This window comes from Photobacterium carnosum (assembly GCF_021236965.1).
In the GTDB taxonomy this organism is placed as follows: Bacteria; Pseudomonadota; Gammaproteobacteria; order Enterobacterales; family Vibrionaceae; genus Photobacterium; species Photobacterium carnosum.
Genome location: NZ_WMDN01000010.1, coordinates 95,733 through 121,484 on the forward strand (window position 1 = coordinate 95,733; position 25,752 = coordinate 121,484).

A 25,752-nucleotide genomic window follows, 5' to 3' on the forward strand; every position below is an offset into this window, starting at 1 on the left:
TGGTGATTCAATGAAAGTTCTATTTGTTAATAAATTCTTCTTCCCACATGGCGGTGCTGAAACTGTTTTCTTTCAAGAACGCGATATGGTTCAAGACGCGGGGTATCAAGTTATTGATTTTTCAATGAAGCATGAAAAGAACACCCCATCAGATTATGCTGATTATTTTGTTGATAATGTTGATTATCATGGCAAACATTCTATTTTTAATAATATTAAAGTCGCGGTAAATTTTATACATAATCAATATGCATGTGATCAATTTGAAAAGCTAATTAAAGCTGAACGACCTGATATTGTTCATTTCCATAATATTTATCATCAAATTACACCGTCAGTGATCAAGATTGCACAAAAGTTAGGCTGTAAAACAGTATTAACAGCGCATGATTATAAGTCTGTTTGCCCCAACTACAGCATGCTTGCTGCTGGGCAGAATATTGAATTAGATTGGATCACGGAGAGTAATCTTAATCTCTTTAAATACCAGTGGCAGGATGGTTCATGGCCGCGCAGTGTATTGTTATCATTAGAAGCGTTATATCATCGTATGATGAAGAGCTATGAAGCATTAGACGCTGTTATAGCACCTTGTGAATTTATGAAATCAATGATCTTACGTCAAATTCCATCAGTAAATGTTGATGTGATCGTCAATGGTATTGATGCATCAACCACTGATATTGGTAACGACGGTGGTTACTTTTTATTTTGTGGTCGATTAACGCAAGAAAAAGGCATTGTGACGTTAGCACAAGCGCATAGTCAACTAACGGGAAATACGCCACTTAAAGTATTAGGCACTGGGCCAATGTTTGATCATATTAAACAACATTTTGATAATGTTGAGTTGTTAGGTTTTCAAACTGGAGATGTATTGACTGAAATTATCAAAAATGCAAAAGCGGTTATTGTGCCATCTGAGTGGAATGAAAACTGCTCTATGTCAGTGTTAGAAGCGATGAGCTATGGTAAGCCGGTTATTGGAGCAAATATTGGTGGCATTCCTGAGCAAGTTGTCGACGGTGAGACAGGCTATCTATTTACATCTGGTGATGCTAATGATCTTGCCGCTAAAATGCAGTTATTGGCTGATGATGAAGCATTAGTCGTTACAATGGGACAAAAGGGGCGCGCTCGATTATTAGAGAAATATTCACTAGATGTCCATAAAAGAGATTTGATTGCATTATATCAATCGCTTTTAGCTAACTAATTTTCCCGAATAATAAAATGTCAGGTAACTGCTGGCATTTTACATTTAAAGAGACGGTATTGTGAATAAATCTATTTTAGTTTTGGGTACGCGCGGTATACCCAATGTACCTGGTGGTGTCGAATCTCATTGCCAGTCGTTATATCCTCTATTAGTTAAAAAATATGGTTTAGATATAACGGTAATAGCCCGTAAACCTTATGTTCCTTATACCGAAAGTGTGTATGAGGGCGTTAAGCTAAAAGCTTTACCGGCGGTAACAAACAAATCTTTAGAAGCCCCATTACACTCCTTTTTAACGGCTTTTTATGCGCTAAAAGAAGGCGCTAATATTGTACATGTACATGCTATTGGTTCTGGTTTAGTTATTCCATTATTACGCTTATTTGGCAAAAAAGTGATATTTACCCATCATAGCCAAAACTATGATCACCAAAAATGGGGTAAGTTAGCTAAGTTTATTTTTCGTCTTGGTGAAAAATGGGCGATGAAATATTCAACCGAGGTGATTGTGATCTCTGATTTTATGCAAAAATTAATGATTGAGAAGTATGGACGAGAAGATACTCATCTTATCTTTAATGGTGTTAATCCACCCCAATTACCTGTGCAAAATAAAATAAATGGTTATTTATTGAAGTATGATCTTAAGCCAAGAGACTATATTATTGCCGTTGGTCGTTTTTCACAAGAAAAAGGATTAGATGTTTTATTAGAAGCTTATAAACTTAGCGGCATTAATAAAAAATTAGTATTAGTGGGTGATAGTGACCATGTTACTGAATACAGTTATAGGCTAAAAAATACAGCAAGAGAAATGGATAACGTTGTATTAACTGGGTTTTTATCTGGAGATGAATTACATAGTATATTCTCACAAGCAGATATATTTGTTTTACCATCATTTAGTGAAGGGCTACCGATTGCTTTATTAGAAGCTATGTCATTTTCTTTACCAGTCATTGTTAGTGATATACCCGCTAATAAGGCAGTAGATTTGGAAGATAAATGCTATTTTTCATGTGGTGATAGTCAAAAGTTATCAACATTATTGACGATGGCAGTCGATCAGCCATTAGTTTGCTATACCGAATATTTAAAAAAATATGATTGGAATTTGATTGCACAGCAAACGTATGATGTTTTTTTAGCTACAGAAAATGGTAAATTGTGATGGATGAGTGTGCAGTTGGTTCATATGATAAATATACTCAAATTCAGCAAGATGTTATTGATCGTGTTATAAATACGATACCTACTGAGGTCTTGAATTCATTTGATCATAAACAATTAGCTGCCATTAAAAAATCGGTAGCTATTAATAGTGGTTATAATGATCACTATGTTGATTTTCGTCCTGTCATTGGTATTGGGCGTTGGCGTTATTATGCTGTATTTTTATTAGGTAAAGATCGCCGTAAAGCTCCTCGGCATCAAATGACAATTACTACTATTATTAAAGCAATTCATATAGTATTTGGACTCTGCGTTATATTTACATCTGTAGTTCTAGCATTATATTTGATTAAATCAGCGCTAGGGATTGATATATTTAAGCATTTTTCGTTTGGTATTTGGGACTATTTTAAATTGCATTTTTTACAATAGTAATAATAAAGGATATGTTTATTTTTATTAAAATAAGTAAAGTGTGGCATTTGTTGAATTATTTTATAATTATATTTGTTCTATATTCTGCATTTATACTTTACAAAAGAATATCAGGAGTTAAATAAAATGAAATGGTTAAATAAATTTACAGATCAAGATTTCTGGCGTATTGGATTGATTAGAGAACATCCATTAGATGTGATTATCAATGGGCTAAATACTTATGATATTCATTGGTTTAATTTTACAGATAAAGATTTTGAAGCTGATCCATTCGTGTTTACATTAAACAATAAAAATTATATTGCTTATGAAATTTTTGATTACTCTCATGGCAATGGGAAAATTGAATGTGTTGATTTCGATGGTAAGCGTTATAATTTTTTTGAAAGTGTAAATGAAATTGTAGGGCATAAATCATTTCCTTTTATATTTGAAGAGGAAAATGAATTATATTCTATTATTGAAACGTCAGATTTGAATGAAATGTCATTGTATAAATTTAATGGTATTAAATTTGAGAAGGTAAAAACGTTACTTAGTGATGGTAAATATATTGATAGTTGTATAAAAAAGGTTAATGGCGTATTTTATTTATTTACGTCGACCTCTGATGAGCCTTTTAAGCAGCAATTATTTTTTTCAGATGCATTATTAGGTAATTATCAACTTCATCCTTGTTCTCCTATCGCAAGTGAGAAGGATTTTGGTCGTAATGGTGGGCCAATTATTAATCGTGATAATAATTATTACCGTGTTTGCCAAAATTGTGCCATAACATATGGTGGCAGTTTGAAAATAATGCACATTACTACGCTATCAAAAACTATTTATATAGAGGAGTTTTTTAAAGATGTAATGCCTATCGTTCCATTTTCTGACGGTATTCATACGTTATCATACTGGGGCAATATAACTGTTATTGATTCAAAAAATATTTTATCTAAATACAATAATATATATAGGAAAATAAAATATTTAGTGATGGTTAAATTACGAAAAGAAATCCCTTTTTTTAGTAAATAGAGTGCAATTTTAATAAATAGTATTTCAGACTTTTAATTATTAAACTAACAGTCGTTTACTTTTTATTTGTTAGTTTTAAAAGCCTCTTAGTTATATTTAATAGTAAAGAGGCTATATTGCTATCAATTATTATTTATTGTTGGTGAGATATAAGCTTTTGTACCCCATAATGGTACTGTTGATAGGCTATGTTTATAGCTCCCAGTCGTTGTTTTAGTTGAATATGATAAATACATTAATGTTTCTGATTGAGGATCATAAATACGGCGTATTTTCATTGTTTTAAAGAAAATACTTTTCGATTTTGTAAAGACAACTTCACCTGATTTGGATTTATCTATTTTAGCTATCATTTCTGGGGTTATTTCACCCGTTTGACGACATGAAATTGATGAGTCTGAAGGATCCGCTAAACTTAAATCGGCTTCAATACTTGCTATATGACAAGTAACACCGGGTACAACGGGATCAATTAATGTGTTTAGTTTAATATCTTTAGTGGTAAACATGCCTAAAGAAACATCTCCAACTTCATTATCTGAGCAGCCACTAAGGGTTAATACAATTGCGAGTGAGCTAGCAACCGTCAAAAATTTTCTCATACAATACTTCCTATTAAATGAATAATCATACTTAAATTATAGTTTGTTATTATTACACTAAGTTATACGCGAAATTTAAATTATTTTCATCATACGGTTTTAAATTTGGTGTTTATTATGAACAAAAGAGATCAAGGTGGTTGTAATGATAATAAATATGATAGAGTTTAATAGATAACTAAATTTATTTTAAGTTAATGATAATAAAGTGTTAAAACCAATATTTTATTGTGAGACAACACTGATATTGATAAATAAATGATACATTTTATTAAAAATGGTCTTTTCAATTACAGAAATTACACATAGGATGAATGTAACAGCAATGTTATTATAATAATTATCAACGGATGATTATTACTGATTATGAGGAGGATATGATGTCAAATATTCTTGCTTTTCCAGTAAAAGAGCAATCTAGAGATCGTACACCGTTAGAATTAATTGTTGAACAAGAATTGTTGGATTTAGGCGCTGATAGTTACATGATTGATGTTGTTATCGAGCGAATGGGAAAATTTTTAGAACTTGCTTCGTTTGAGTTTGATTTAAAAATGAAAGTATCTAAAAATTGTTTAGATGAAATGAATCAGAATGTATTTCCTGTTATTTCTGATATGCAGGAATCAATGCGAAATACCATGAATAATATGTTAACTGAGCGTGTACTGCATGAAATTCGGTTATATAATTTAGAAAGGCATGCGGTTAAATAATATATGTTTCTATTTTATAGTTTTACGATCAACACGATAAATTATGAATAATGCCGCTGGTTAATTTTTATTAAGACAGCGGCTTTTTATCAACCTTTATTTCCTAATTGCCAAATTTTTTCTGCACGACCGCCTATTATCCAAAAGCTTAATGCTAATATTGCAAAAAAGAGAGCTTTGTGTAGTGTGTCCCAAAAATATTCAAAATAACGGCTATATAAACACAGCAATAAAAATATAATGCCAAAAGCCCGCACTAAGGGATCATTATATTTAATACCATAAAAAATGGCGCTTAAAGTGATCAATAGCATGGCAACACTCCAGCCCCATAACTCAATCTGTTTGATGTTCGACCAAGCACGTAAACTATCATAATTACCAAAAATAGTGAGCATCCATAACGCAGTAAAAAAATAGATTAATCCAATAAATTGAGTGGCCTCTTTCGTAAAATAGAAACGGGAATTAGGTTTAAATATTGAACTTAACCCTACAATGAGTAGACCAATCACAGTAAACCGCAATGGAATGTTCATTCCCCAAAAGAGATAATGATCGTGTGCAAGATAAGAGGTTTCAGTTAAAACCCATAAGCCGACACCGAGCAAAGCAAATAACCACACTAAAACTGAACGTAGCTGAATACCAATAATAAGATAAATAACGGTGGGGATGATAATAAAGAGGCTTTCACGCCAATGAAGCGCTAAGGTTGTGTGACTTAAAAAACCACTAGCAACTGCAGTTATGAGTACGCCAAAAAAGAATATCGCTTCATTGCTCACAGTTTTTTCTGGATAACGCTGTCGACGTTTAACACCAAAATAAAAGAATAGTCCTGCAATGATGGCACTAAGAATCGTTAATACGCTTGCTGGCGTATCAATGAGATGTGAGATTAATGCAATTAAATAATCATCAGCAACTAATAAAATGACAGACAAGATGAAACAGGCAATAGCGGCCCAAAATGAATAGACAGCCAGTAACTTCCAATCAAAACTGATAACGTGATAGCTTTGACGTAATTGTTGCGCTTGTTGGGTATCAATCAGCTGCTGTTGCTGCCATTGAGCAATGGTATCATTAAGAAGTTGCTCTTGACGCTTATTAACTTTTATATCCATATTTGTTCCAGATAGTATCGAGCGCGTATGTACGTTGGATTATCTTATAGTGCGGAGATAATTATAACCTATTGATTTGCTATTGATGCCGTAATGGTTATTGGTGATGTAGTTATAATAGTAAAATATTATAGAGTAGGCATTAATGATAAACATTGTCGACACAGGCAAGTATTAGCCGAATCAGTCAGTGTTTGGCGTGGCTCAATATCAAAACACCAGCATGTCGACTTTCCTGCTTGAATATCACATTGTGCGGGTTGTTGGCATTGTGGACATTGATGAGTTGCTTTAATGGCTTTAATCTCAGCCATTATTGTTAGTTGTTGCTGTTCGGAATAGGCTATCCAGTGGCTGATTTCTGTCATTGTACGTAAGCAGCCACTGCAAATGCCAGCATTGTTTTTACATTTAGCGACACAGGGGGATTTCACAATTAATACCTATTAATAAGTAGCGTTAAGTGATTAGTATGCTAACGATTAATAAGTCTAAATACTACTCTCTCTGTCATTATAATATGATGGTTGTCAGTTTATGTATTTAACAGGCAACTTGTTTAAGTAATTCATAAATCGCAATATTGTCTTGTGACACATGATGACTTGGAATCGTTAATGTTGGTACATTTTTCATGCCTATTTTAAGCATCACATTTTCTGGCCCAGAGACTGTTTTTAAATGTCGGCCATAAAGATGGCGTAAATTAAGTCGATTAAAACCAAACTCTTTAATACGTTCAACCGCTTCAGTACAATAACCATTTCCCCAAAAAGGAACACCAATCCAATAGCCAAGCTGTGCACTGTGTTGGTTGATATTCTCCAGTCCGGCACAACCTACAAGTTGATGGTTACTTTTTAGCGTAATAGCAAAAATAGCAGATTGATGACTATGCCAACCTGCTAAGTGTTTACCTATCCATTTTCCTGCCATTCCATCAGAATAAGGATGTGGAACACTGATTGTGCCGTTAGCAATATCCACATTGCCAGCTAGTCGTTGTATTTTAGTCGCGTCAGATAATTCTAAAGGCCGAAGAATTAAGCGTTCAGTTGTTAGAAGTGGTTGATTTTGGTTCATAGAATATGACTCACAAATATATCTAGATGTGACTATTAATCAATAAATAAGGATTTATTTATAGGGTTATGATCAATTATTGAGTGAGTAACAGGTTTAAATAGTAAAATCTGTGGAGTGACACGAAATTATTATTCTTGTGTGAATTCTATCATTAACCGTAGCGGTAGATCTTAGGTATGTTTGATCGACTAATTTGTACTAATTTGTACTAATGTGATTGTTATGTGGTTTGTTAGTATACGATGATATGTTGTTGCATTTAAATAATCAGTGGCGTTGTTTGTGATTTGAACGTAAATATTCGATCTTAAATAAAAAATGGCGAATGATTTTTTAAAAAAGAGGATTTTTATCTTATTCAGCAAGATGTTAGCTGTTTTTTAATCTTTTAATTAACTAAATAATGATAGATCTCACAAAAAAATAGATAATGGGAGTTGTCAAAAAGTAAAAATATAATTATATTAGCTAGGTTGATATAGATTGTTAGGTGAAAAATTTAAAAAAACAGAAAGTATTAATTTGTATTCTTTCCTAAATTATCCTGCCACGAAGTCTTATCACCGTAATATTTAGTCACAACGGAACTTATTATTAGCCGTTGTTGTCATAAATAGAGACGTAAAAAATGTTGTTCATAATAATTAAATTAATATGTCATTGTAATGTCATATAACATTGGTTAAGTAGAACACGAATAGTCGAGTAAGAACGGTATTAATATACAGTGATATCAACCTTGCTCATTGGGAAAAAAATGAGAGGTTTATAATGAAAACACGCAGTCGTAGACAGTGGTTTTACCATAAAAATCAAACAACTAAAGCCCTAAAAGCTTAAGTTTGAGAAAAACATTTCTTTGTAGATAACGAAAGAAATGAAGATACTTAATTACCTTCTAATTAAGTATGTGTTGAAAATTGTTCATAACAAACATCAACTGCAAAAGTAGCCAGAAATACATATTCACGTTACGTTTCTGGCTAACTTATACTTCCTTTAAAAATATAATGTTGATATTAATTTTCCACATTAAAGCAATCGATTGCTTTAATGTTAAGTAGATTGGTATTATTCATATATATGCAATTTTTATTGTTATCTATATAACGAGCCGCCAATAATAATATCGCTTGGAAGATCTTTGAGTGGCATGTTGCCAATATAAATATTGCCGTCGACAACTAATTTATTGGGTAGAGTAAGAATATTACTGTTTTGGAGAAATAAATTGCCTTTAACGTAGAGATTATCCGGTAATTTTTTAAGTTGTGTATGGGCAACGCTGAGATCGCCGAGTACTTGTAAACCAAAGTTAAGTTCTTTAATTTTAGAGTAAGCAAGATTGATGTAACCCTCTACTTTTAGCGCTAATGGTAACTGTTCAATACTGCTATAGGCTAAATTAAGATTACCTTTAACCGTAAGATTTAAAGGTAATCTTCTAATACGGCTATTTTCGAGATTAAGATTACCATTGACGATTAGGGGATTGGGTAAATGAATATCGCCACTGTATTTTAATGAAATATTGCCATAGCTATCTTCATAATTAAGCAAATGGATCGATGTGAGAGCTAAAGCTGGCTGTGCTGCAACGAGTAAGGTTATAAATAATAAGCATTGTTTAAAAATACGCATATAGATAGGCATAGTCATTTTTGATGATGATAAGTATCTATATCGGACGGTATAAATATTTCTTGAGCCCTAGATACGCATTTATGAATAGGGTTTAGCACTATTTTTGTTTGTCTCTTCATTCCATGTATAATCAGCGCCCATTTGGCTAAGTTGGTTGATCGGTGATGAATAAAAATGTGTTACTTGAACGTATTCAAGTGCAGCTAGAACAAACGTTACAAATAGCAACTGAAGCGGCAATGCGGGCTTATAATACTGCGACAGATGATGAGAATGTAGCTGAAAATAAATATGATACTTTTGCATTAGAAGCATCTTATCTTGCTCATGGTCAAGCTCAACGAGTGGCTGAATGTAAGGCGGATATTAGTGCTTATCAACATTTGCTAAACAAAATGCCCATTCAACAAAAAACTGTCGTTGTAGGACATTTAATTTCTTTAGAAGATCAACATGGTGAGCCTAAATTGGTTTTTTTAGGACCTGTAGCTGGTGGGTTAAAATTCATCATTGAAGGTGAAGAGGTTATTATTGTCACACCAAGCTCTCCGTTTGGTGAAGCATTGCTTGGATGTGAAGTTGATGAAGATGTTAATGTTCATATTGGTGGTAATATCATCGGGTTTGATGTGATCAATATTGAGTAATATTATTGAACCTGATTTTGATGGCGCTGGTCATAATGATATAAACGTTCTATGAATAATTTTACTTTGGTGGGTTGTTGCTGGGTATAAGGATATACCGCATAAATTTTTAGTGGATTGCGTTAGTATAGTTTTTGCAATATAGATGTGAATTAATCAATGTATATTAATTATACCGATAGCAGTAAAATTATTCATCTTCTATTGAAAGACCAAACATAAAGATTATGTTTGAAAATAATTATACGGAGCAATGATGCAGCCTGCTTATATGGATTTGATAGAACAATTACGCCAGCAAATTGATGAAAAAAGAATTATTACCGATCCAACCTTAACGTTAGCTTATGGTACTGATGCGAGTTTTTACCGTTTGTTACCGCAATTGGTTCTGCAGCTTGATACGCTTGATGAAGTTATTTTTGCAATTAAAACCTGTTATGAACGTCAAATTCCAATAACTTTTCGTGCTGCAGGGACGAGTCTTTCCGGTCAAGCACAATCAGATTCTGTCTTGATAACATTAACGCGGCGTTGGCGTGATCATAAAGTGTTTAATGATGGCGCTCAAATTTGGTTGCAGCCGGGGATTATTGGTGCTGAAGCAAATACTATTTTAGCGCCATTTGGACGTAAAATTGGCCCTGATCCAGGTTCTATTAATAGTTGTAAGATTGGTGGCATCGTCGCTAATAATGCGTCAGGAATGTGTTGCGGCACTTCTCAGAATAGCTATCGTACCATTGCGGGAATGACGGTGGTATTAGCGGATGGTACGTTACTTAATACGTTAGATATCAATAGTATTGCGGCCTTTAAAAAAAGCCACCCTAAGATGGTTTCCGAGTTGATGTCATTGGTGAGTGAGTGTCAGGCTAATCGGGTATTAACCGATAAGATTCGACATAAATACCGTTTGAAAAATACCACTGGTTACAGTTTAAATGCGCTGGTGGATTTTGATGATCCGATTGATGTCTTACAACATTTATTCATTGGATCTGAAGGTACATTAGGTTTTATTGCCGATGTCACCTATAACACGGTTATTAATCATGCTTTTAAAGCATCTGGGTTATTTGTTTTTACTGATATTGAACAAACGTGTTTAGCCGTAAGTCAATTAAGTAAAACACGGGTGGCGGCAGTAGAGTTAATGGATAACCGTTCATTAGCCTCCGTTGCGGAAAAGCCAGGTATGCCTGATTTTATCGCTCAACTAGGGGCTGCGGGCAATACTGAAGCTGCGGCATTATTAATTGAAATTCATGCTGAAGATGAACAAGATTTACAACGCCAAGCAGAAGGATTACAGCAAATAATCAATGTGTTTTCTCCGATTGAACAAGTAAATTTTAGTCGAGATGCTACGATTTGTGATCAATTATGGGGGATACGTAAGGAGCTATTTCCTGCTGTTGGTGCTGTTCGTGAAAGTGGTACGACGGTTATTATTGAAGATGTTGCGTTCCCTATTGATCAATTAGCACCTGCCGTGCGCGATCTACAAATGTTATTTACTCAATTTAATTATACTGAAGCGATTATTTTTGGGCATGCGTTAGCAGGGAATTTACACTTTGTCTTTACTCAAGCGTTCGATACTCAACCTGAAATTGAACGTTACAGTGCATTTATGGATGCGGTCGCTAAGCTTGTTGCCGTCGATTACCAAGGTTCATTAAAAGCAGAGCACGGTACGGGGCGAAACATGGCTCCCTTTATTGAACTTGAGTGGGGATATGACGGGTATCAGTTAATGCTCGCAATTAAAGGTATTTTTGATACTCGCGGTATATTAAATCCGGGTGTCATCATTAATACTGATAAACAGGCACACCTTAAAAATTTGAAAGCGATGCCGGTGGCAGATGAGCTTATTGATAAATGTGTTGAATGTGGCTTTTGTGAGCCGGTCTGTCCTTCGCGTAATTTATCGTTAACACCGCGTCAGCGTAATACCGTGTTTCGTGAAATATCTCGTCTACGACGCAATAATGAAGATCCTGCTCGTTTAGCCGCAATGGAAAAAACCTACCGTTATTATGGGTTAGATACTTGTGCAGCAACTGGCTTGTGTGCTGAACGTTGTCCTGTCGGCATTAATACGGGTGATTTAGTGCGTAAATTACGTCAAAATCATACTGAAAAAGCGAAGAGAATTGCGTCATGGACAGGGGATCATTTTTCGACAGTAACAGCGACAGCAAAAGCGGGTTTAACCGTTGCGAGTAAGATGCATAAAGTATTAGGCACACAGACTATGCAGAAACTGACGAAAAAAGCTTATCAGTTATCAGGTCATAAAATACCGCAATGGACACCACAGATGCCATTACCTGCAGCTAAGATAATAGTGCCAGTTATTAGTGGTATAACAAAAGAACGCGTGGTGTATTTTCCAAGTTGTGCCGCTCGAAATATGGGCGTCGCGGTTGAAGCACAAGATAAACGGTCATTGGCTGAAGTGACTATTTCAGTGCTTGAAAAAGCAGGTTATGAAGTGATATTGCCTGAGGATTTAAATAATCTTTGTTGTGGTATGCCTTATACCAGTAAAGGTTTTCCTACAACGGCAGAGAGTAAGGCGCAACAACTTGATCAAGCATTATGGCAAGCATCTCATCAAGGGCAATATCCAATATTGATGGATACTAGCCCATGTGCCAGTACTAGTAAGCAATATTTACGTAAAGATCTTACTATTTATGAGCCGTTTAAATTTGTTGCTGATTTTGTATTACCTCGCTTGAATATTATTCCACAACAAGCGCCTGTAATGTTACATATTACTTGTACATCACGACGAGAAGGGCTAGCCGCGGTTATTGAGCGTGTAACAAAAGCGTGTGCAGAGGAGGTTATTATTCCTGATGATATTACATGTTGTGGTTTTGCAGGGGATAAAGGTTTTACTAAACCAGAACTTAATGCCAGTGCGCTGGCACCACTAAAAGCACAAGTTCCCGTTGGATGCCATGAAGGTTATTCAAATAGCCGCACTTGTGAAATTGGTTTATCGGAACATAGTGGTATTGAGTATCGTTCGATATTATATTTAGTTGATAAAGTGAGTCACCGTTATTAATAATAACGAATAGTGTATTTTCTATATTATTAGCCTTTTTAAAAACTCCATATATCTTGGAGTTTTTCTTTTTATAGATATTCTAATCATAGTGTTATTGATGAAAAATTTTATTTTTTGTGTGCATTGGTTACGAAATGCTTAAAAAATAGCCTTAAATAAAAATGGTTATTAAGTTTCTATATTTAAAATGAAACAATAAAAAGAACTGTATTTTATATAATTATGGTGATTTCATAAGGGAAAATCACAAAACTAATGCTTTTACTCTAATTCATATGAGACCACGCCCTAAAATAGGTGCTTACGAGTAAGGTTTGTGCGCTCTATCACATTTTCTTATGCTTGAAAGCCTTGGTTTGCAGGCTTATTATTTCAACGCTTTAATTGTTGTGCTTATGTCCATAATAATACCGTTTTACTATGATCAATATGTATTAGTTATGAGTAGGTAAATATTTTCAGCTAAAATACTCCCTATCATCTAGACTCAAATTTAGCTAATGATTAGCTAAATAGGATAAATCAATGACAACGACAAATATGGCTCAAACAGAACCGTCAATTCCAGAAAAAAAATCAAATAAGCTTCGTAATTTAATTGTTTTTGTTGTTATTGCTGCGGGTCTAGGTACTGCAGGATATTTTTATATTCACCATCAAAAATTATACCCAAGTACTGATGATGCTTATATTCATGCCAATATTCTATATGTTGCGCCACAAATTAGTGGCAAGGTTCTTAATGTTAATGTTAATAACTATCAACATGTTGCTGAAGGTGATTTATTAGTTAAGATTGATCCTGCGTCTTATGAAATTCAATTAGAACAAGCAAAAGCGGCTTATGAAGTGGCAACACAACAAAATAAAGCCACTGATGATGCAATTTTAGCAGCAAGTGCGAATGTACGTGCGGCGGATGCAAATTTGGTTGATGTTCAAAAAACATATCATCGTGTGATGGATTTAGTGAAACGTAAATTGTTACCAGTACAGCAAGGTGATGATGTAAAAGCGAAGTTAGCGGGCGCTCAAACGTCACTTGAAGCAGCACGAGCAAAAATGTCGCAATTGATTAATCAACAAGGTGCAAAAGGTGATGAAGCTCCACAGGTAAAACAAGCGGCTGCTGCATTAAGTCAAGCAACGTTAAATTTATCTTATACCAATATTTATGCACCCTATGATGGTGAGTTAGGTAAGATCAGTGTTCGCCCTGGAAGTGTCGTATCTCCAGGTCTTGCGATGATGCCATTAATTGAAGATAACACTGCGTGGCTACAAGCGAACTATAAAGAAAAAGATATTGGTTTACTAAAAAAAGGCATGTCTGCGACAGTGGTTTTAGATATGTATCCTGATGTAACTTATCAAGCTCAAGTTGAAGCACTTTCTCCTGCGAGTGGTTCATCTTTCTCGTTATTGCCTCCTGAAAACGCCACCGGTAACTGGGTAAAAGTGCCACAACGTTTCCCTGTACGAGTGAAGTTTATTGATTTAAAAAATAAGCCATTACTTCGTGTTGGTGCCAGTGCTGACGTTACTATTGATACACAATCAGAGACTAACTAATGAGTCAGTCAGTTACACCCGCTAATCGGTTATGGATCACCTTAGCCGTTATGTTGTCAGCAATCATGGTATTGCTGGATATGACAATTGCCAACGTTGCGCTGCCGCATATGATGGGGGCATTAGGGGTTACATCTGAACAGGTAACATGGGTACTTACTTCTTACTCAATGGCTGAGGCTATTTTCATACCCCTTGCGAGTTATTTTGCGCTGAAGTTTGGTGTCCGTAGATTATTAATCGTTTCTGTTGTTGGTTTTATTATTACTTCTGCTTTATGTGGTCAAGCAGATAGCCTTGCTGAGATGGTTACTTTTCGTATTATGCAAGGAGCCTTTGGTGCGTCAGTTATTCCACTGGCACAATCAACCATGGTGCAAATTTACCCTGCTAATGAGCGTGGTAAAGCGATGGCATTATTTAGTGTGGGTATTTTATTAGGCCCAATTTTAGGTCCAACAGTCGGTGGTATTATCACTGAGAATATGGACTGGCGCTGGATTTTCTATGTTAACGTACCTGTAGGGGCATTGTGTCTGACCTTGGTTTACCTATTTGTCAAAACTGAAGGTAAAGGCGAAACAAAATTAGATTGGCCGCTAGTTATTGGTATGACTGTGGGTATCGGTTTATTGCAAATGGTACTCGATAGAGGTAATGAAGAAGGATGGTTTGAATCTAACTTTATTCTATTTTCATTGATTATTAGTGCAATTGCATGGGTCTTCTTTATTGTGCGTTCATGGCGTACAAAAGGGGATGTGGCACCTATGTGGTTATTAAAAGACCGTAATCTTGCGGTGTCATGTTTGATCATGGCTGGTTTTTCAATGGGGTTATTTGGAATTACCCAGTTACAACCCATGATGTTGGAGCAGTTATTACATTACCCAGTAGAGATGACAGGATTTGTGATGGCTCCGCGTGGATTAACTTCTGCGATTGTGTTGTTGGTAATGGCACAATATATGGATCGATTAGATCCAAGAATGCTGGTGGCGGTAGGACTTTGTTTTAGTATTCTAGGTACCTATTTGATGATGGAGTACTCAATGAATATTAATTTATATTGGGTACTTGTACCGTCAATCATTCAGGGAATGGGAATGGGATTGGTTTTTGCACCACTAAGTCAAATGGCATATCGTACCTTAGATGCAAAATACGCCGTCGGTGGTGCAGTGATGTATAATCTCTGTAGAACCATTGGTAGTTCATTTGGTATCTCAATTGTAAATACGTATTTTAGTCGTACGCAACAACGTGAGTGGCATGCGTTAGGTGCAGATATTACTGCAACTAATCCAATCTTACAGCAACAGGCTATGCAACATCATACGACGGTGACGGATCCTAATTTTATCGCTCAAGTTAGTGCGTTATTACATCAACAATCGACATTATTAGCATTTGTATATACGTTCGGTTTTTTGATGTTTTCCTATGTTGCATTACTACCATTGTTAGCATTGTATCGATTTAAGAAAACGGCGGTTAGTGTACGTTCATGATTCTATCCTGATCCCTTTATTTGTTAGTAAAAAAGACAGATCTTCTGTCTTTTTTACTAACTATAATTTAATGACATATTAGACTTAACTTATTTTACTGGCATTGTTATTGTTTATAAGAAGGTCAACGTATGGTTATTGATATGTATGCTTTTTTTTTAGACAGTTGTAAATTGTGGCCTATAAAAAACTTTACAAAGACACTGTTTAATGACAATATGCTCTCACTCTGTAGCTAGAGTTGTTGATTGATAATTAAGTTAAAGAAAAACCCTTAGAAGCATCTTCGTTATTGTTGTGTAAGCTAGTGTTTCCCTTCGCTTTTCATCATCATATTAAATAATTTGAGCTGCAGTGCATCGCATTTTGCGATAATTTTAAAGAATTTATATAAGGGACACATCATGTCTAACAAATCAACTGGTCTAGTAAAGTGGTTTAACGAAGAGAAAGGTTTTGGTTTTATTACTCAAGACAATGGCGGCGCTGACGTATTCGTTCACTTCCGTGCAATCGCTTCTGAAGGCTTCAAAACTCTTGCTGAAGGCCAGAAAGTGTCTTTTGAAGTAGAGCAAGGCCAAAAAGGTCTTCAAGCTGCAAACGTTGTAGCTCTATAATTTTATAGTTAATCTATAAAATTTGATAAAAGCGTAAATAACATTGTTATTTACGCTTTTGTAGTATCTGGGTTTGTATTTAATCACCGCGTTAATTTCTTCTGCTAATGTATCATTTCCTGCACTGTTTTCGATCGAAATACTTTTACCTATCTGAAATAACATTTTAATTATAATCAAATCATAAAATTAGTTGTTACTTTGAGTAAAACTAACTAAGCGACCATCATAAGCACAAATTATACTAATAACAGCTCTCTTAAATATCTGTGGGCAATGATAAGTTGTTTTTAAAGATTGTATTTCATCGAGTATATTACATTCAAATTCTGGTGGATAAACGACATTAATTGATAGTGACATACCCGTTATTGTTTGATTTGTTAGATGAAGTTCCTTCCAAGATTGCATGTTATTCCTTTGTGAGTGCAATGTGTTTTTTAATGGTATGTCATTCTGTATGTGAATGATAGCCATATTTTACATTGAATAAACAAACAGAATGATAGTCGGTATTTGGCGATAATGAAGTATAAATTACTTATAATTAGGCGGGAGTAGAGAGATATTTCTAAGAAGTCGATGGTTAAAAGCCACTATCAGTAAAGTGGCTTCAATACATTAATTGTTATTATCGTGCATTTGTTGGCGCGACAAGGCGAGCTTTACCAATAACGTGGGCTAGGATGTTATAACCCGCTAATGCAGGAGATGCATTTTCTGGTAGCTTGATATTTGCTGTATTTAGTGCATAGACAGTAATTTGGTAGTTATGTGGTTTTGCCTTTGGCGGTGGGCATGCGCCACCGAAACCTTTAAAGCCAAAGTCATTAGTAACCATACTTGCACCTTTCGGTAATGCTTTACCACCAACGGTACCAGCACCTTCTGCTAATGAATGTACATCTGCAGGAATATTAATTACACTCCAGTGCCACCAACCACTTCCTGTTGGCGCATCTGGATCATACATTGTTACGGCGAAGCTTTTCGTTCCGGCAGGAATATCCGTCCAACTTAATTGTGGCGATTCATTTTCACCAGTACAACCCCATTGATTAAATAGTTGTTGATTACTTAATGTTTGATCATTTGTAATATTTTGACTAGTTAATGTCATGGCCGCTTGTGACATAAAAGAGGGTAAAGTAAAAAGCATCGCCACAGCAAGTGTTTTAATTTTCATGATAGTACCTATGGATTAGTTAAAACTGACGTTATTCTCATGTTCTATCGTTATCTAATAATCATTAAACGTTAGAGTGAAAAATCTTATACGTATAATGTGTTATTAGTTACAATAGCTCAAATCAATAGAACTGCATCAATAGTTGAGAAAAAATCACTCAAGGATAAAATGTGAGATCATTTCCACCCTTAAAAGGTATTATTTATTTTGAAGCTTCTGCAAGGTTACAAAGCTTTAAATTAGCAGCTGAAGAACTATTTGTAACGCCGGGCGCTGTGAGCCATCAAATTCAGACACTTGAAGCTTTTATTGGTCAAAAATTATTTATTCGTCAACATCGAGGAATAAAACTAACTAATGCAGGGATACGTTATTTCAATCGTATTGCTTTGATCTTGAAAGATTTAGATCAAGCGACAACGGATATTGATTTTATTACAAAAATGCAGAAAATAACGGTATCGATACCACCTACATTATTAAATAAGTGGTTATTGCCGCGTATTAATTATACTTATTTAAGTGAAAATGATATCTCTGTTGTTTTTGTTGATACGATTGAGATGTTAGATTTAAATAAAGAAAATATAGATATTTCAATTCGTTATAGTATTGATAAACCTAATGAAAAATATTGTCGATTATTATTTAAGGAACAAATGATAGCTGTTTGTGCGCCTGGTTATATTGATAAGCCCTTAACGCATTTGTCAGCAGAATTATTAGCGACAAGTACTTTGATCGAGACTACAAATAGATTAATTCAATGGGATTTGATTTTAGCCAATAATAATATGAAACCGTATTCTCATCAAAGTAAGATCTATTTTCAGAATTCAATGCACGCGATTGAAGCGGCAATACAGGGAATTGGGATTGCATTTGTAAATCGTATTTTTATTGAGTCGTATTTAGAGCAGGGCGTTCTTATAGAAGCTATCGATATGAATATTATACAAGATAAAATTCCGAGTTATTATCTCGTCAGTAATTATGAAAAAATGCAAGATCCTGCAACTCAACTTCTTTACCAAGAAATTGAGTCATATATTGATGATGATATTATAGCCGTTGATGTTTAATTTATTCTAACGGCGGTTAAATGTATGAATGTTAAGTCACTCAATATGCATGGCTGTATCTGTAATTGCATCATTGTTCTCAATATCTTCAAGTAATGCTCTTAATATTGAGATGGCTTGTGTCAATGAATATTCGTTATTACAAATTAATGACTGAATTTGTTGTTGATAATCAGATAATTGTCTCATTACTTATCCTTATAAACGTTAGTTGTTAATTTGACGGTGTATTTTTCACCAAGAAGAGTATCACGTGCTGTTGACCATGCATTGGCATAACATCTTGCTAATTTTGCATGATCACTGCTGATAATTATTCCTTTATTAATTGCTTTTTTTTCACTGTTACATTGTTTATTGATTTTTCTATTATAAATATCACCTTGATTAGTAAGGTTATAGACTTGATTTTTGGCATTTTTTGTTGCCTGTTGTAAACAATGGATAAGACCTTGCTCATCATAATTTTGATTACTAGCACATGATTGAACAACGATAGAATTGCTTGCATTAGCTGTAGTTGAAAATAGAGCGCCGACAGTAAGAGCGACTAAAATTGTATTCTTTAGAAAGGAACGCATTGAGATCTACTTTTAATTCTTTGTGTTTAAGATAGTAAACAGTATACCTTAGGCATATATGGCATGCATAAAAAATCACTATTAAGGTTAATCTTCGTGCTATGTAGATTATTATCTGTTAAAGGTTGTTTTTCCTATAATATTTTGTTGCGGAAGTGATAACAATGGCTTTATCATGTAACCTATGGTTAACAAATGATATTCAAGGATGATGTATGAAGGAAGTAATATTTGAAAATGATGTTGTTCGTCTTTATTTAAATGATATATCGTTTAAGCCTTTATTAACAAAAGCAGATGAGATTCTATATAGTCGAAAGTCTTTATTAGGCGATGCAGCGGCTAAACGTGTTCTTATTGAATCTAATTTACGTCTTGTTGTTAGCTTGGCAAAAAAATATCGCGCTTCTACCTTGTTATTGAGTGATTTAATTGATGAAGGAAATATTGGTTTAATTACAGCTGTTGAAAAATTTGATCCAGAAAAGGGTTTTCGTTTTTCTACTTATGCATCGTGGTGGATTAAACAAACTATTGAACGTGCTATTCATAATCAAAGTCGTACCATTCGATTGCCAGTACACGTATCAAAAGAAGTGAATACTATTTTACGCGCTCATCGTGATTTAATGACTAAGAATAATAATGAGCCGTCACAAGAAGAAATTGCAGATTATCTAAAGCGTGATGTGAGTGAAGTTTCCTTTTTAATGACAAATAACCAGCATGTTTTATCATTTGATCAAACATTGAATGAAGACGATAATAATTCGCTATCGTATTTTGTGGCTGATGATAATTCTAATTTAGATAAGGTATTAGAGGATAATGATCTGCAAACTATCACTAAAAAAATGTTATTTACATTAACTGATCGTGATCGTGAAATTATTTGTCGTCGTTTCGGATTGTTGGGTTATGAACCTCAGACATTACAAGAGGTTGCTGATGCTGTTGGATTAACACGAGAACGAATTCGCCAATTACAAATTAAAAATCTGACTCGATTAAAACGATCTTTAGCTAATGATCAGTGTGATATGGAAATGTTATTTTCAGTATCAGCATAAAAAGAAAATTATAGCTATTACTCTAAAATAGATGGCTGTGGTCATCTTATTTTTGATATATAGATTGATCATAAATACAGAGTTATGCTCCATATCTGCAGATTGTACTTTATATTGATAGGCATATTATAAATTTACGTACTTAGTGATAAATTTTTATCACTCATAAGTTTAGGAGTATTGTTATGCCAATTATCGATGAAGCATGTGAACATTCAGAATTACTTAATGCATTAATCTCTCGGCAATCACTATTATCTACTAATCGAATGCAATATATTGTTTATGCTGCTGCTTTGGCTTCTCAGAATAAGCATGTGTTACACACTATTCAGCATCTTGTTGGTGATATAACTATCAATCAACGTAAAGACATTCATCACGCAGTAGTAAGAATGGCTGCGACTAATACCTATTATATGGCAATTCATAGTATCGACTTAAGCTGTAATATAGCGAATGCGATGCAATTGGCACCACTAAAAGAATTAGATGTTGAAGATCTAACAAGTTATTACTACGCGTGTATTGCTGCATGTTTAGTTAACAAAGGTTATAGTTGCTTAAATAACCATATTACATTATTGCGCTCTTGTGACGAATCGGATGATTCCATTAATCTGGCACTAAGAGTAACCGCTTCAGTGTTAACAATGTGTCAATCAAGTTTTAATAATGATTACTTTCTAGATAACTAATTGATTTAAATTGAAATGATAAGATTTTATATAAAAAACCGCTAATGAATTAGCGGTTTTTTTTGAAATTAGTGGAGAGGTAAGAAGAAGAATTTTAGATATACTATAAATATATGCCGATTTTTAAGAAAGGTACTTCCAATCATTCAAATATCTCCTTATGAAATAAAGATTCAGGTAAACGATTATAATGTAAATGTATTTATTGTTATTTACGTTTAATTGAACCTAGAATAACCAATATAGATATTAAGTCTGTGGCTATTTAATGTTTAGATGTTTATTTTATAGAATAAGAAATTAATCAGATTAAATTAGTGTTATAGCCTGATGTAATAATAGAAAATCATATGATACTATTCACTGTAATTTTAGTGTTATCCCGCCATAAATATGGATATACGTTAAAAGTTAATATTAAAATCACCATTAATCGTTAATGGTATGTTGAGAGATATTGCTGTGATTGATCTATTAAAAGATATATTAGGATGGACATCAGTGGTGTTTTATATCTTAATTACTATATTTAACACGATGAAAGTTACACGTTATGCTGCTTTTGCTTCTGCAACAAATGATACAATATGGTCAATTTTGATGGGGTGGTGGCCGAAAGTGATTCTTAACTTATCGGTTACAGCAATTAATTTATATCGATATTTTAAAGATTTTACTCAAACAGCTAAAATAGTTATTCAAATGTTAGCTGCGGTAATGGTCATTGCTATATCATATATAGTTTATATTGCGATTAATGCTTTTATTGCAGAACCCACGTTAGCGGTTGGATTACAATTTGTCGATTTAGGTGTGATTGTCATTGCATTATATATGACTGAATTGAAAAAATACCGCATATTGATGTTGTTATCTGGTTTTGTTGGTATGGTTGGTTATTTTGGCAACCCTCAAATGATGGTAATTAAGGCATTAGTTATTGTTATTATGAGTTATAAATTATTTACAACTCGCAATGATACCCCAGAACAACAAGCTGCTGAAAATAAGTAAAGTTATCAAAATAAAGTAATTATTTATTACTTACTATTTATTTGTGGATATAAAAAACGCTCATTGTTTAAGACAACGAGCGTTTATTCATCATTAACTTAATTAAATATAAAGAAGTTATGTGTAAATTAGATTTCGAAGCTTACAAGTGCATCGCCATTATCTAATAATTGTTGTAGTGCTTTAGGTGTACGGCCTTGGCCTGTCCACGTTTTTTCATCGCCATTTTCATCAACAAACTTGTATTTAGCTGGACGAACTGCACGTTTTTTCTTTGCTTTTGGGATATCACCCATTAATGCGATTAATTCTTCTGGTGTAATACCTTCAGCTGCAAGCATATCGCGGTACTTCTGCAGTTTTGCTTCTTGTTCTTTATTTTCAGCTTTAGCTGCTGCTTCTTCTACGCGACGTTCTTCAACGACTTGGGTGAACTTTTGTAGACCTTCTTGTAGATCTTCAATAGACATTTCACGCGCTTGAGCTCTTAAAGAGCGTAGATTTAAAAGAGTTTCAATCATGTTATTAATTCTAAATAAAAGGAATTTTGCCTATTGTACTTAACTTTTATAATAAGACACTAAAAATAATTACCATAGTTGTAACTAAATCTCATTTTTTCTTTTTAATTGCTATTTTTAGTTATTTTTTATTAAGGGTATAAATTAAGAAAGAGGATATAGTTCTATTATTAGAATGAAAATAATTAGAAAAATGTAAGTAGTTATCGTGATAACGACATAGTCTAGTATTTAGACTATGTATATATGTCACTTCAATGCTACCAAAGGATAAACAAATATAAGCATGATTAGAAATAGAGATTTAACTACTATTATCGATAATGTTGCATATATTCTTGCTTAAGAGACATGCTAAATAGCATATAATTTTATTATTACTTTATTTCTAGTAAGTGATGATTGAGATTATATGTTTCTATTTGTAACTGTATGGTAATTGTTTTGCTTGTTAATTCATCTATACATTATTATTTGCGCAAATAATTGATTAATTTAAGATTAATAAAAAAAATTCATCGTTACCATTACCGTTATCGTTTGTGTCTTTAGTGTTAAAAGAACATCATATATGTAACTTTTCATGGATGATATATAGCAGTAAGGATATCGTTTGAATACATTACGTAAAAATTTCGAATTAATTGATAAGCCCACATTCTTTGGGGCTTTAACAATGCTGATTTTGGTGGTAGTTCCGCTTCTTTTATTTCCTAAAGAAGGTGCAGAGTGGATTGCCGTTGCTAAAACGTTTATGACAGATACTCTGGGTTTTTTATATTTAGCGCTTGGTATGGCTGCTTTTTTCTTTATGATCTACATTGTTTTTTCTGACATCGGTCAAATTAAATTAGGTGATGCAGATGAAGCGCCTGAATTTAAAACCGCATCATGGGCTGCGATGTTATTTTGTGGTGGTATCGGTGCCAGTATTTTGTACTGGGGTGCTATTGAGTGGGCTTATTATTATCAAAGTCCACCGTTTCAATTAGAACCCGGCAGTGAAGAAGCGGTACGCTGGGCTGCAACTTATGGTGTATTCCATTGGGGACCTATTGCATGGTGTATTTATCTTGTACCCGCAGTGCCAATTGCTTATTTCTTTTACGTACGTAAACAACCTGTATTAAAAGTATCTGCTGCATTAATGCCCGTTATTGGTGAAGCACGTAGCCATGGTTGGGTGGGTAAAGTTATTGATGTGTTGTTTATTTTTGGTTTGCTTGGTGGCGGTGCTACAACACTCGGTCTGGCGGCACCATTAATTACAGAAGGGGCTCATTATCTCTTTGGTACGCCTAAAAATACTCAAACACAAATTATAGTATTACTGCTATGTACTTGTATTTTTGGTTACTCTGCTTATGCCGGTATGGAAAAAGGCATTAAAGTACTGAGTAATATTAACTTCTGGGGTGCGTTAGGTTTACTGACTTTTATTCTTATTGCTGGCCCAACGATTTTCATGCTAGAAACGGGCTTAGATTCATTAGGTCGTATGCTTTCTAATTTCTTCGTTATGGCAACATGGGCTGAACCTTTTGGTGGCTATGGTACGTTTGAAGATACTCACTTCCCACAAGATTGGACTATTTTCTATTGGGCATGGTGGTTAGTCTTTGCGCCAAGTATGGGCTTATTTATCGCTCGTATTTCACGAGGTCGTACAATTAAGCAAATGGTGACTGGCTCTATCTTCTTTGGTTCTATGGGGTGTTTCTTATTCTTCATGGTATTAGGTAATTACGGTTTATCACTACAATTATCAGGAACGCTTGATGTTGTTGGTATTTTGAATGCAGAAGGCGCAACTAAAGCAATTTTCTCTATTCTTGAGCAATTGCCGTTTAGTACCATTGTTATTGCTGTATTTACACTGTTATGTTTAATTTTTACAGCAACAACGTTTGATTCAATTTCATATATTCTTGCTTCTGTTGTTCAAAATGATGTTACAGAAGAGCCTATGCGTTGGAACCGTTTGTTCTGGGCGTTTGCAATGTCATTTATGCCCTCTGTTTTGATGTTTATGGGTGGATTAGAAACACTACAAACGGCGGCTATTGTGGGTGGTTTACCTCTGTTATTCATTACTGTCATGCTAATGATTTCAGCTGTAAAAGCAGCATCACTTGATTTAAGTCATCAAGATGGTTACGAAGATCCAGTGATTAATATTAATATTGAAGAACTGCCAGATGTTGATCCATGGTCAAAAGAAGGGATGGCATTAGCGAAGTTTGAACAATTAAAAGATATAGCGATTGAAGCTGCAAACACTGAGCGTGATGCATTGAATGCAATCTGGAAGATTAAGAAAACCATTCGAGCAGAAGCATTGGCGCGTGGTGATAGTGGTGCAGATATGGGTGATGTTCCTCAGGAATTAGCTGATGAGTTGCACCGTCTAACCGCAGAAGCAATGGTGGCAAAAGAAGCTAAACTGGAAGCATCAGAATTAGCTCAAGAAGCTCGAATATTCTTTAATGATATTATTAAACAGAAAGAAGAAATTTCAGAGCTTGAAGAACAAAAAGCATAAATATCATTAAGTAAGGTGAGAAAATAATTATAAGGTGATCTTCGGATCGCCTTTTTTTGTTTGATGTTTTTATGGTTATAAGCGGTAAATAATACAATATGCATCATAAATAATAAACTTTTAGAAAAGATGTTTTTACCAAATAGCGGTTATGGATGCTGATAATAAGATTATTATTAAAGATCTCTCGATAACAATAAATTTTATTTTATGAAAAAAGCATCACCTTCGGTAACCACTAAATTATCACTCCTTTCTAAAACTCTTTTGATAATTAATCTTATTTTCTTGATCTCTGATTTTAGTCTTTTTATTCTATATGGCAGTATCTTGGCTCTAATCTGTAGTTGGTTAATGATGGCAAATATTGTCTCTATTCGATATAAAATTAATACACTTTATAAAAGTCATATTATTATTGGATATCTTCGCTGAGCTTTTATTCCTTTTTCTGTAGTACGAGATGCTAAGCGTCATTATCAATCATGATATAAGTCGGATTATGAGATTAACGTACCACGACGTTATTGGACACATCAAACAGCACTGTGTTGGCTAATACCACTGAAGGTGGGATCAATGAATT

At 34.1% G+C, this 25,752-nt stretch carries 24 protein-coding genes; 15 read left to right on the plus strand and 9 right to left on the minus strand.

The genetic code is table 11. From position 1 onward, the window contains the following. Nucleotides 1-10 precede the first annotated feature (10 nt). From GLP24_RS11340 to GLP24_RS11355, 4 genes are all read left to right on the plus strand, one after another. On the plus strand, nucleotides 11-1,216 hold the full coding sequence (locus tag GLP24_RS11340; RefSeq protein WP_232599498.1) for a glycosyltransferase family 4 protein: 1,206 nt from the start codon (nucleotides 11-13) through the stop codon (nucleotides 1,214-1,216). A 61-nt stretch (nucleotides 1,217-1,277) separates the two neighbouring features. Next, nucleotides 1,278-2,390: a glycosyltransferase family 4 protein gene (locus GLP24_RS11345; protein WP_232599499.1), complete on the plus strand. Its 1,113-nt coding sequence runs from the start codon at nucleotides 1,278-1,280 to the stop codon at nucleotides 2,388-2,390. Next, nucleotides 2,390-2,824 carry a hypothetical protein gene (locus tag GLP24_RS11350; protein WP_232599500.1) on the plus strand — a complete coding sequence of 145 codons (435 nt, stop codon included), beginning with the start codon at nucleotides 2,390-2,392 and terminating at the stop codon, nucleotides 2,822-2,824. Before GLP24_RS11345 ends, GLP24_RS11350 begins: the two co-directional genes overlap by 1 nt. Before the next feature lie 129 nt (nucleotides 2,825-2,953). Next, nucleotides 2,954-3,853: a glucosamine inositolphosphorylceramide transferase family protein gene (locus GLP24_RS11355; RefSeq protein ID WP_232598166.1), complete on the plus strand. Its 900-nt coding sequence runs from the start codon at nucleotides 2,954-2,956 to the stop codon at nucleotides 3,851-3,853. 122 nt (nucleotides 3,854-3,975) lie between these two features. On the opposite strand, the gene GLP24_RS11360 is transcribed toward GLP24_RS11355, so the two are convergent. Further along, nucleotides 3,976-4,455, minus strand: coding sequence for a CreA family protein (locus GLP24_RS11360; RefSeq protein ID WP_101767857.1), 480 nt, complete (start codon nucleotides 4,453-4,455; stop codon nucleotides 3,976-3,978). Nucleotides 4,456-4,835: 380 nt separating this feature from the next. On the opposite strand from GLP24_RS11360, the gene GLP24_RS11365 reads away from it, so the two are divergent. Beyond that, entirely contained in the window at nucleotides 4,836-5,171 is a 336-nt protein-coding gene (locus GLP24_RS11365) for a hypothetical protein (RefSeq protein WP_101767858.1), read from the plus strand. Between the two features lie 89 nt (nucleotides 5,172-5,260). Here GLP24_RS11365 and GLP24_RS11370 read toward each other — a convergent pair whose 3' ends face one another. The 4 genes from GLP24_RS11370 to GLP24_RS11385 all read right to left on the minus strand — a co-directional run bounded on the left by GLP24_RS11370 (nucleotide 5,261) and on the right by GLP24_RS11385 (nucleotide 9,028). After that, the gene (locus tag GLP24_RS11370; RefSeq protein ID WP_152653357.1) at nucleotides 5,261-6,301 is read right to left on the minus strand and encodes a hypothetical protein; all 1,041 of its coding nucleotides are present in this window, start codon (nucleotides 6,299-6,301) and stop codon (nucleotides 5,261-5,263) included. 128 nt (nucleotides 6,302-6,429) lie between these two features. Beyond that, a complete protein-coding gene (locus GLP24_RS11375; protein WP_101767860.1) occupies nucleotides 6,430-6,735 on the minus strand; it encodes a DUF1289 domain-containing protein in 306 nt (101 codons plus the stop codon). A 109-nt stretch (nucleotides 6,736-6,844) separates the two neighbouring features. Further along, nucleotides 6,845-7,384 (minus strand): GNAT family N-acetyltransferase, encoded by a 540-nt coding sequence (locus GLP24_RS11380; RefSeq protein WP_101767861.1) that lies wholly within the window; start codon nucleotides 7,382-7,384, stop codon nucleotides 6,845-6,847. A 1,101-nt stretch (nucleotides 7,385-8,485) separates the two neighbouring features. Then, on the minus strand, nucleotides 8,486-9,028 hold the full coding sequence (locus GLP24_RS11385) for a hypothetical protein (protein WP_227990336.1): 543 nt from the start codon (nucleotides 9,026-9,028) through the stop codon (nucleotides 8,486-8,488). 167 nt (nucleotides 9,029-9,195) lie between these two features. Between GLP24_RS11385 and GLP24_RS11390 the strand changes: the two genes are divergently transcribed. From GLP24_RS11390 to cspE, 5 genes are all read left to right on the plus strand, one after another. Continuing rightward, on the plus strand, nucleotides 9,196-9,678 hold the full coding sequence (locus tag GLP24_RS11390) for a transcription elongation factor (RefSeq protein ID WP_101767862.1): 483 nt from the start codon (nucleotides 9,196-9,198) through the stop codon (nucleotides 9,676-9,678). 256 nt (nucleotides 9,679-9,934) lie between these two features. Continuing rightward, a complete protein-coding gene (locus GLP24_RS11395) occupies nucleotides 9,935-12,766 on the plus strand; it encodes an FAD-binding and (Fe-S)-binding domain-containing protein (protein WP_232616028.1) in 2,832 nt (943 codons plus the stop codon). A 528-nt stretch (nucleotides 12,767-13,294) separates the two neighbouring features. Beyond that, nucleotides 13,295-14,341, plus strand: a complete 1,047-nt coding sequence (locus GLP24_RS11400) for an HlyD family secretion protein (protein WP_407951502.1) — start codon at nucleotides 13,295-13,297, stop codon at nucleotides 14,339-14,341. Continuing rightward, a complete protein-coding gene (locus GLP24_RS11405; RefSeq protein ID WP_232614634.1) occupies nucleotides 14,341-15,852 on the plus strand; it encodes a DHA2 family efflux MFS transporter permease subunit in 1,512 nt (503 codons plus the stop codon). The genes GLP24_RS11400 and GLP24_RS11405 overlap by 1 nt, the downstream gene beginning before the upstream one ends. A gap of 404 nt (nucleotides 15,853-16,256) precedes the next feature. Beyond that, nucleotides 16,257-16,469 (plus strand): transcription antiterminator/RNA stability regulator CspE, encoded by a 213-nt coding sequence (gene cspE, locus GLP24_RS11410; protein WP_036791338.1) that lies wholly within the window; start codon nucleotides 16,257-16,259, stop codon nucleotides 16,467-16,469. 631 nt (nucleotides 16,470-17,100) lie between these two features. Here cspE and GLP24_RS11415 read toward each other — a convergent pair. After that, nucleotides 17,101-17,655, minus strand: coding sequence for a YbhB/YbcL family Raf kinase inhibitor-like protein (locus GLP24_RS11415; protein ID WP_269154990.1), 555 nt, complete (start codon nucleotides 17,653-17,655; stop codon nucleotides 17,101-17,103). 173 nt (nucleotides 17,656-17,828) lie between these two features. Here GLP24_RS11415 and GLP24_RS11420 point away from each other — a divergent pair, with 173 nt between their 5' ends. After that, entirely contained in the window at nucleotides 17,829-18,740 is a 912-nt protein-coding gene (locus GLP24_RS11420) for a LysR family transcriptional regulator (RefSeq protein ID WP_232616029.1), read from the plus strand. A 36-nt stretch (nucleotides 18,741-18,776) separates the two neighbouring features. Here the strand turns inward: GLP24_RS11420 and GLP24_RS11425 are convergent, their stop codons facing one another. After that, nucleotides 18,777-18,929, minus strand: coding sequence for a hypothetical protein (locus tag GLP24_RS11425; protein WP_167388517.1), 153 nt, complete (start codon nucleotides 18,927-18,929; stop codon nucleotides 18,777-18,779). Next, nucleotides 18,929-19,321, minus strand: coding sequence for a hypothetical protein (locus GLP24_RS11430; protein ID WP_232598163.1), 393 nt, complete (start codon nucleotides 19,319-19,321; stop codon nucleotides 18,929-18,931). Before GLP24_RS11430 ends, GLP24_RS11425 begins: the two co-directional genes overlap by 1 nt. Nucleotides 19,322-19,536: 215 nt before the next feature. Between GLP24_RS11430 and rpoS the strand changes: the two genes are divergently transcribed. From rpoS to GLP24_RS11445, 3 genes are all read left to right on the plus strand, one after another. Next, complete coding sequence (gene rpoS, locus GLP24_RS11435) at nucleotides 19,537-20,391, plus strand: RNA polymerase sigma factor RpoS (RefSeq protein ID WP_101767870.1); 855 nt, start codon at nucleotides 19,537-19,539, stop codon at nucleotides 20,389-20,391. Between the two features lie 185 nt (nucleotides 20,392-20,576). Continuing rightward, nucleotides 20,577-21,089 (plus strand): hypothetical protein, encoded by a 513-nt coding sequence (locus tag GLP24_RS11440; protein WP_232576705.1) that lies wholly within the window; start codon nucleotides 20,577-20,579, stop codon nucleotides 21,087-21,089. Nucleotides 21,090-21,533: 444 nt separating this feature from the next. Next, the gene (locus GLP24_RS11445; RefSeq protein ID WP_101767872.1) at nucleotides 21,534-22,103 is read left to right on the plus strand and encodes a hypothetical protein; all 570 of its coding nucleotides are present in this window, start codon (nucleotides 21,534-21,536) and stop codon (nucleotides 22,101-22,103) included. A 128-nt stretch (nucleotides 22,104-22,231) separates the two neighbouring features. On the opposite strand, the gene GLP24_RS11450 is transcribed toward GLP24_RS11445, so the two are convergent. After that, complete coding sequence (locus GLP24_RS11450; protein ID WP_167388525.1) at nucleotides 22,232-22,633, minus strand: H-NS family histone-like protein; 402 nt, start codon at nucleotides 22,631-22,633, stop codon at nucleotides 22,232-22,234. Nucleotides 22,634-23,237: 604 nt separating this feature from the next. Here GLP24_RS11450 and GLP24_RS11455 point away from each other — a divergent pair. Beyond that, a complete protein-coding gene (locus GLP24_RS11455) occupies nucleotides 23,238-25,166 on the plus strand; it encodes a BCCT family transporter (RefSeq protein ID WP_268833211.1) in 1,929 nt (642 codons plus the stop codon). Nucleotides 25,167-25,752 lie beyond the last annotated feature (586 nt).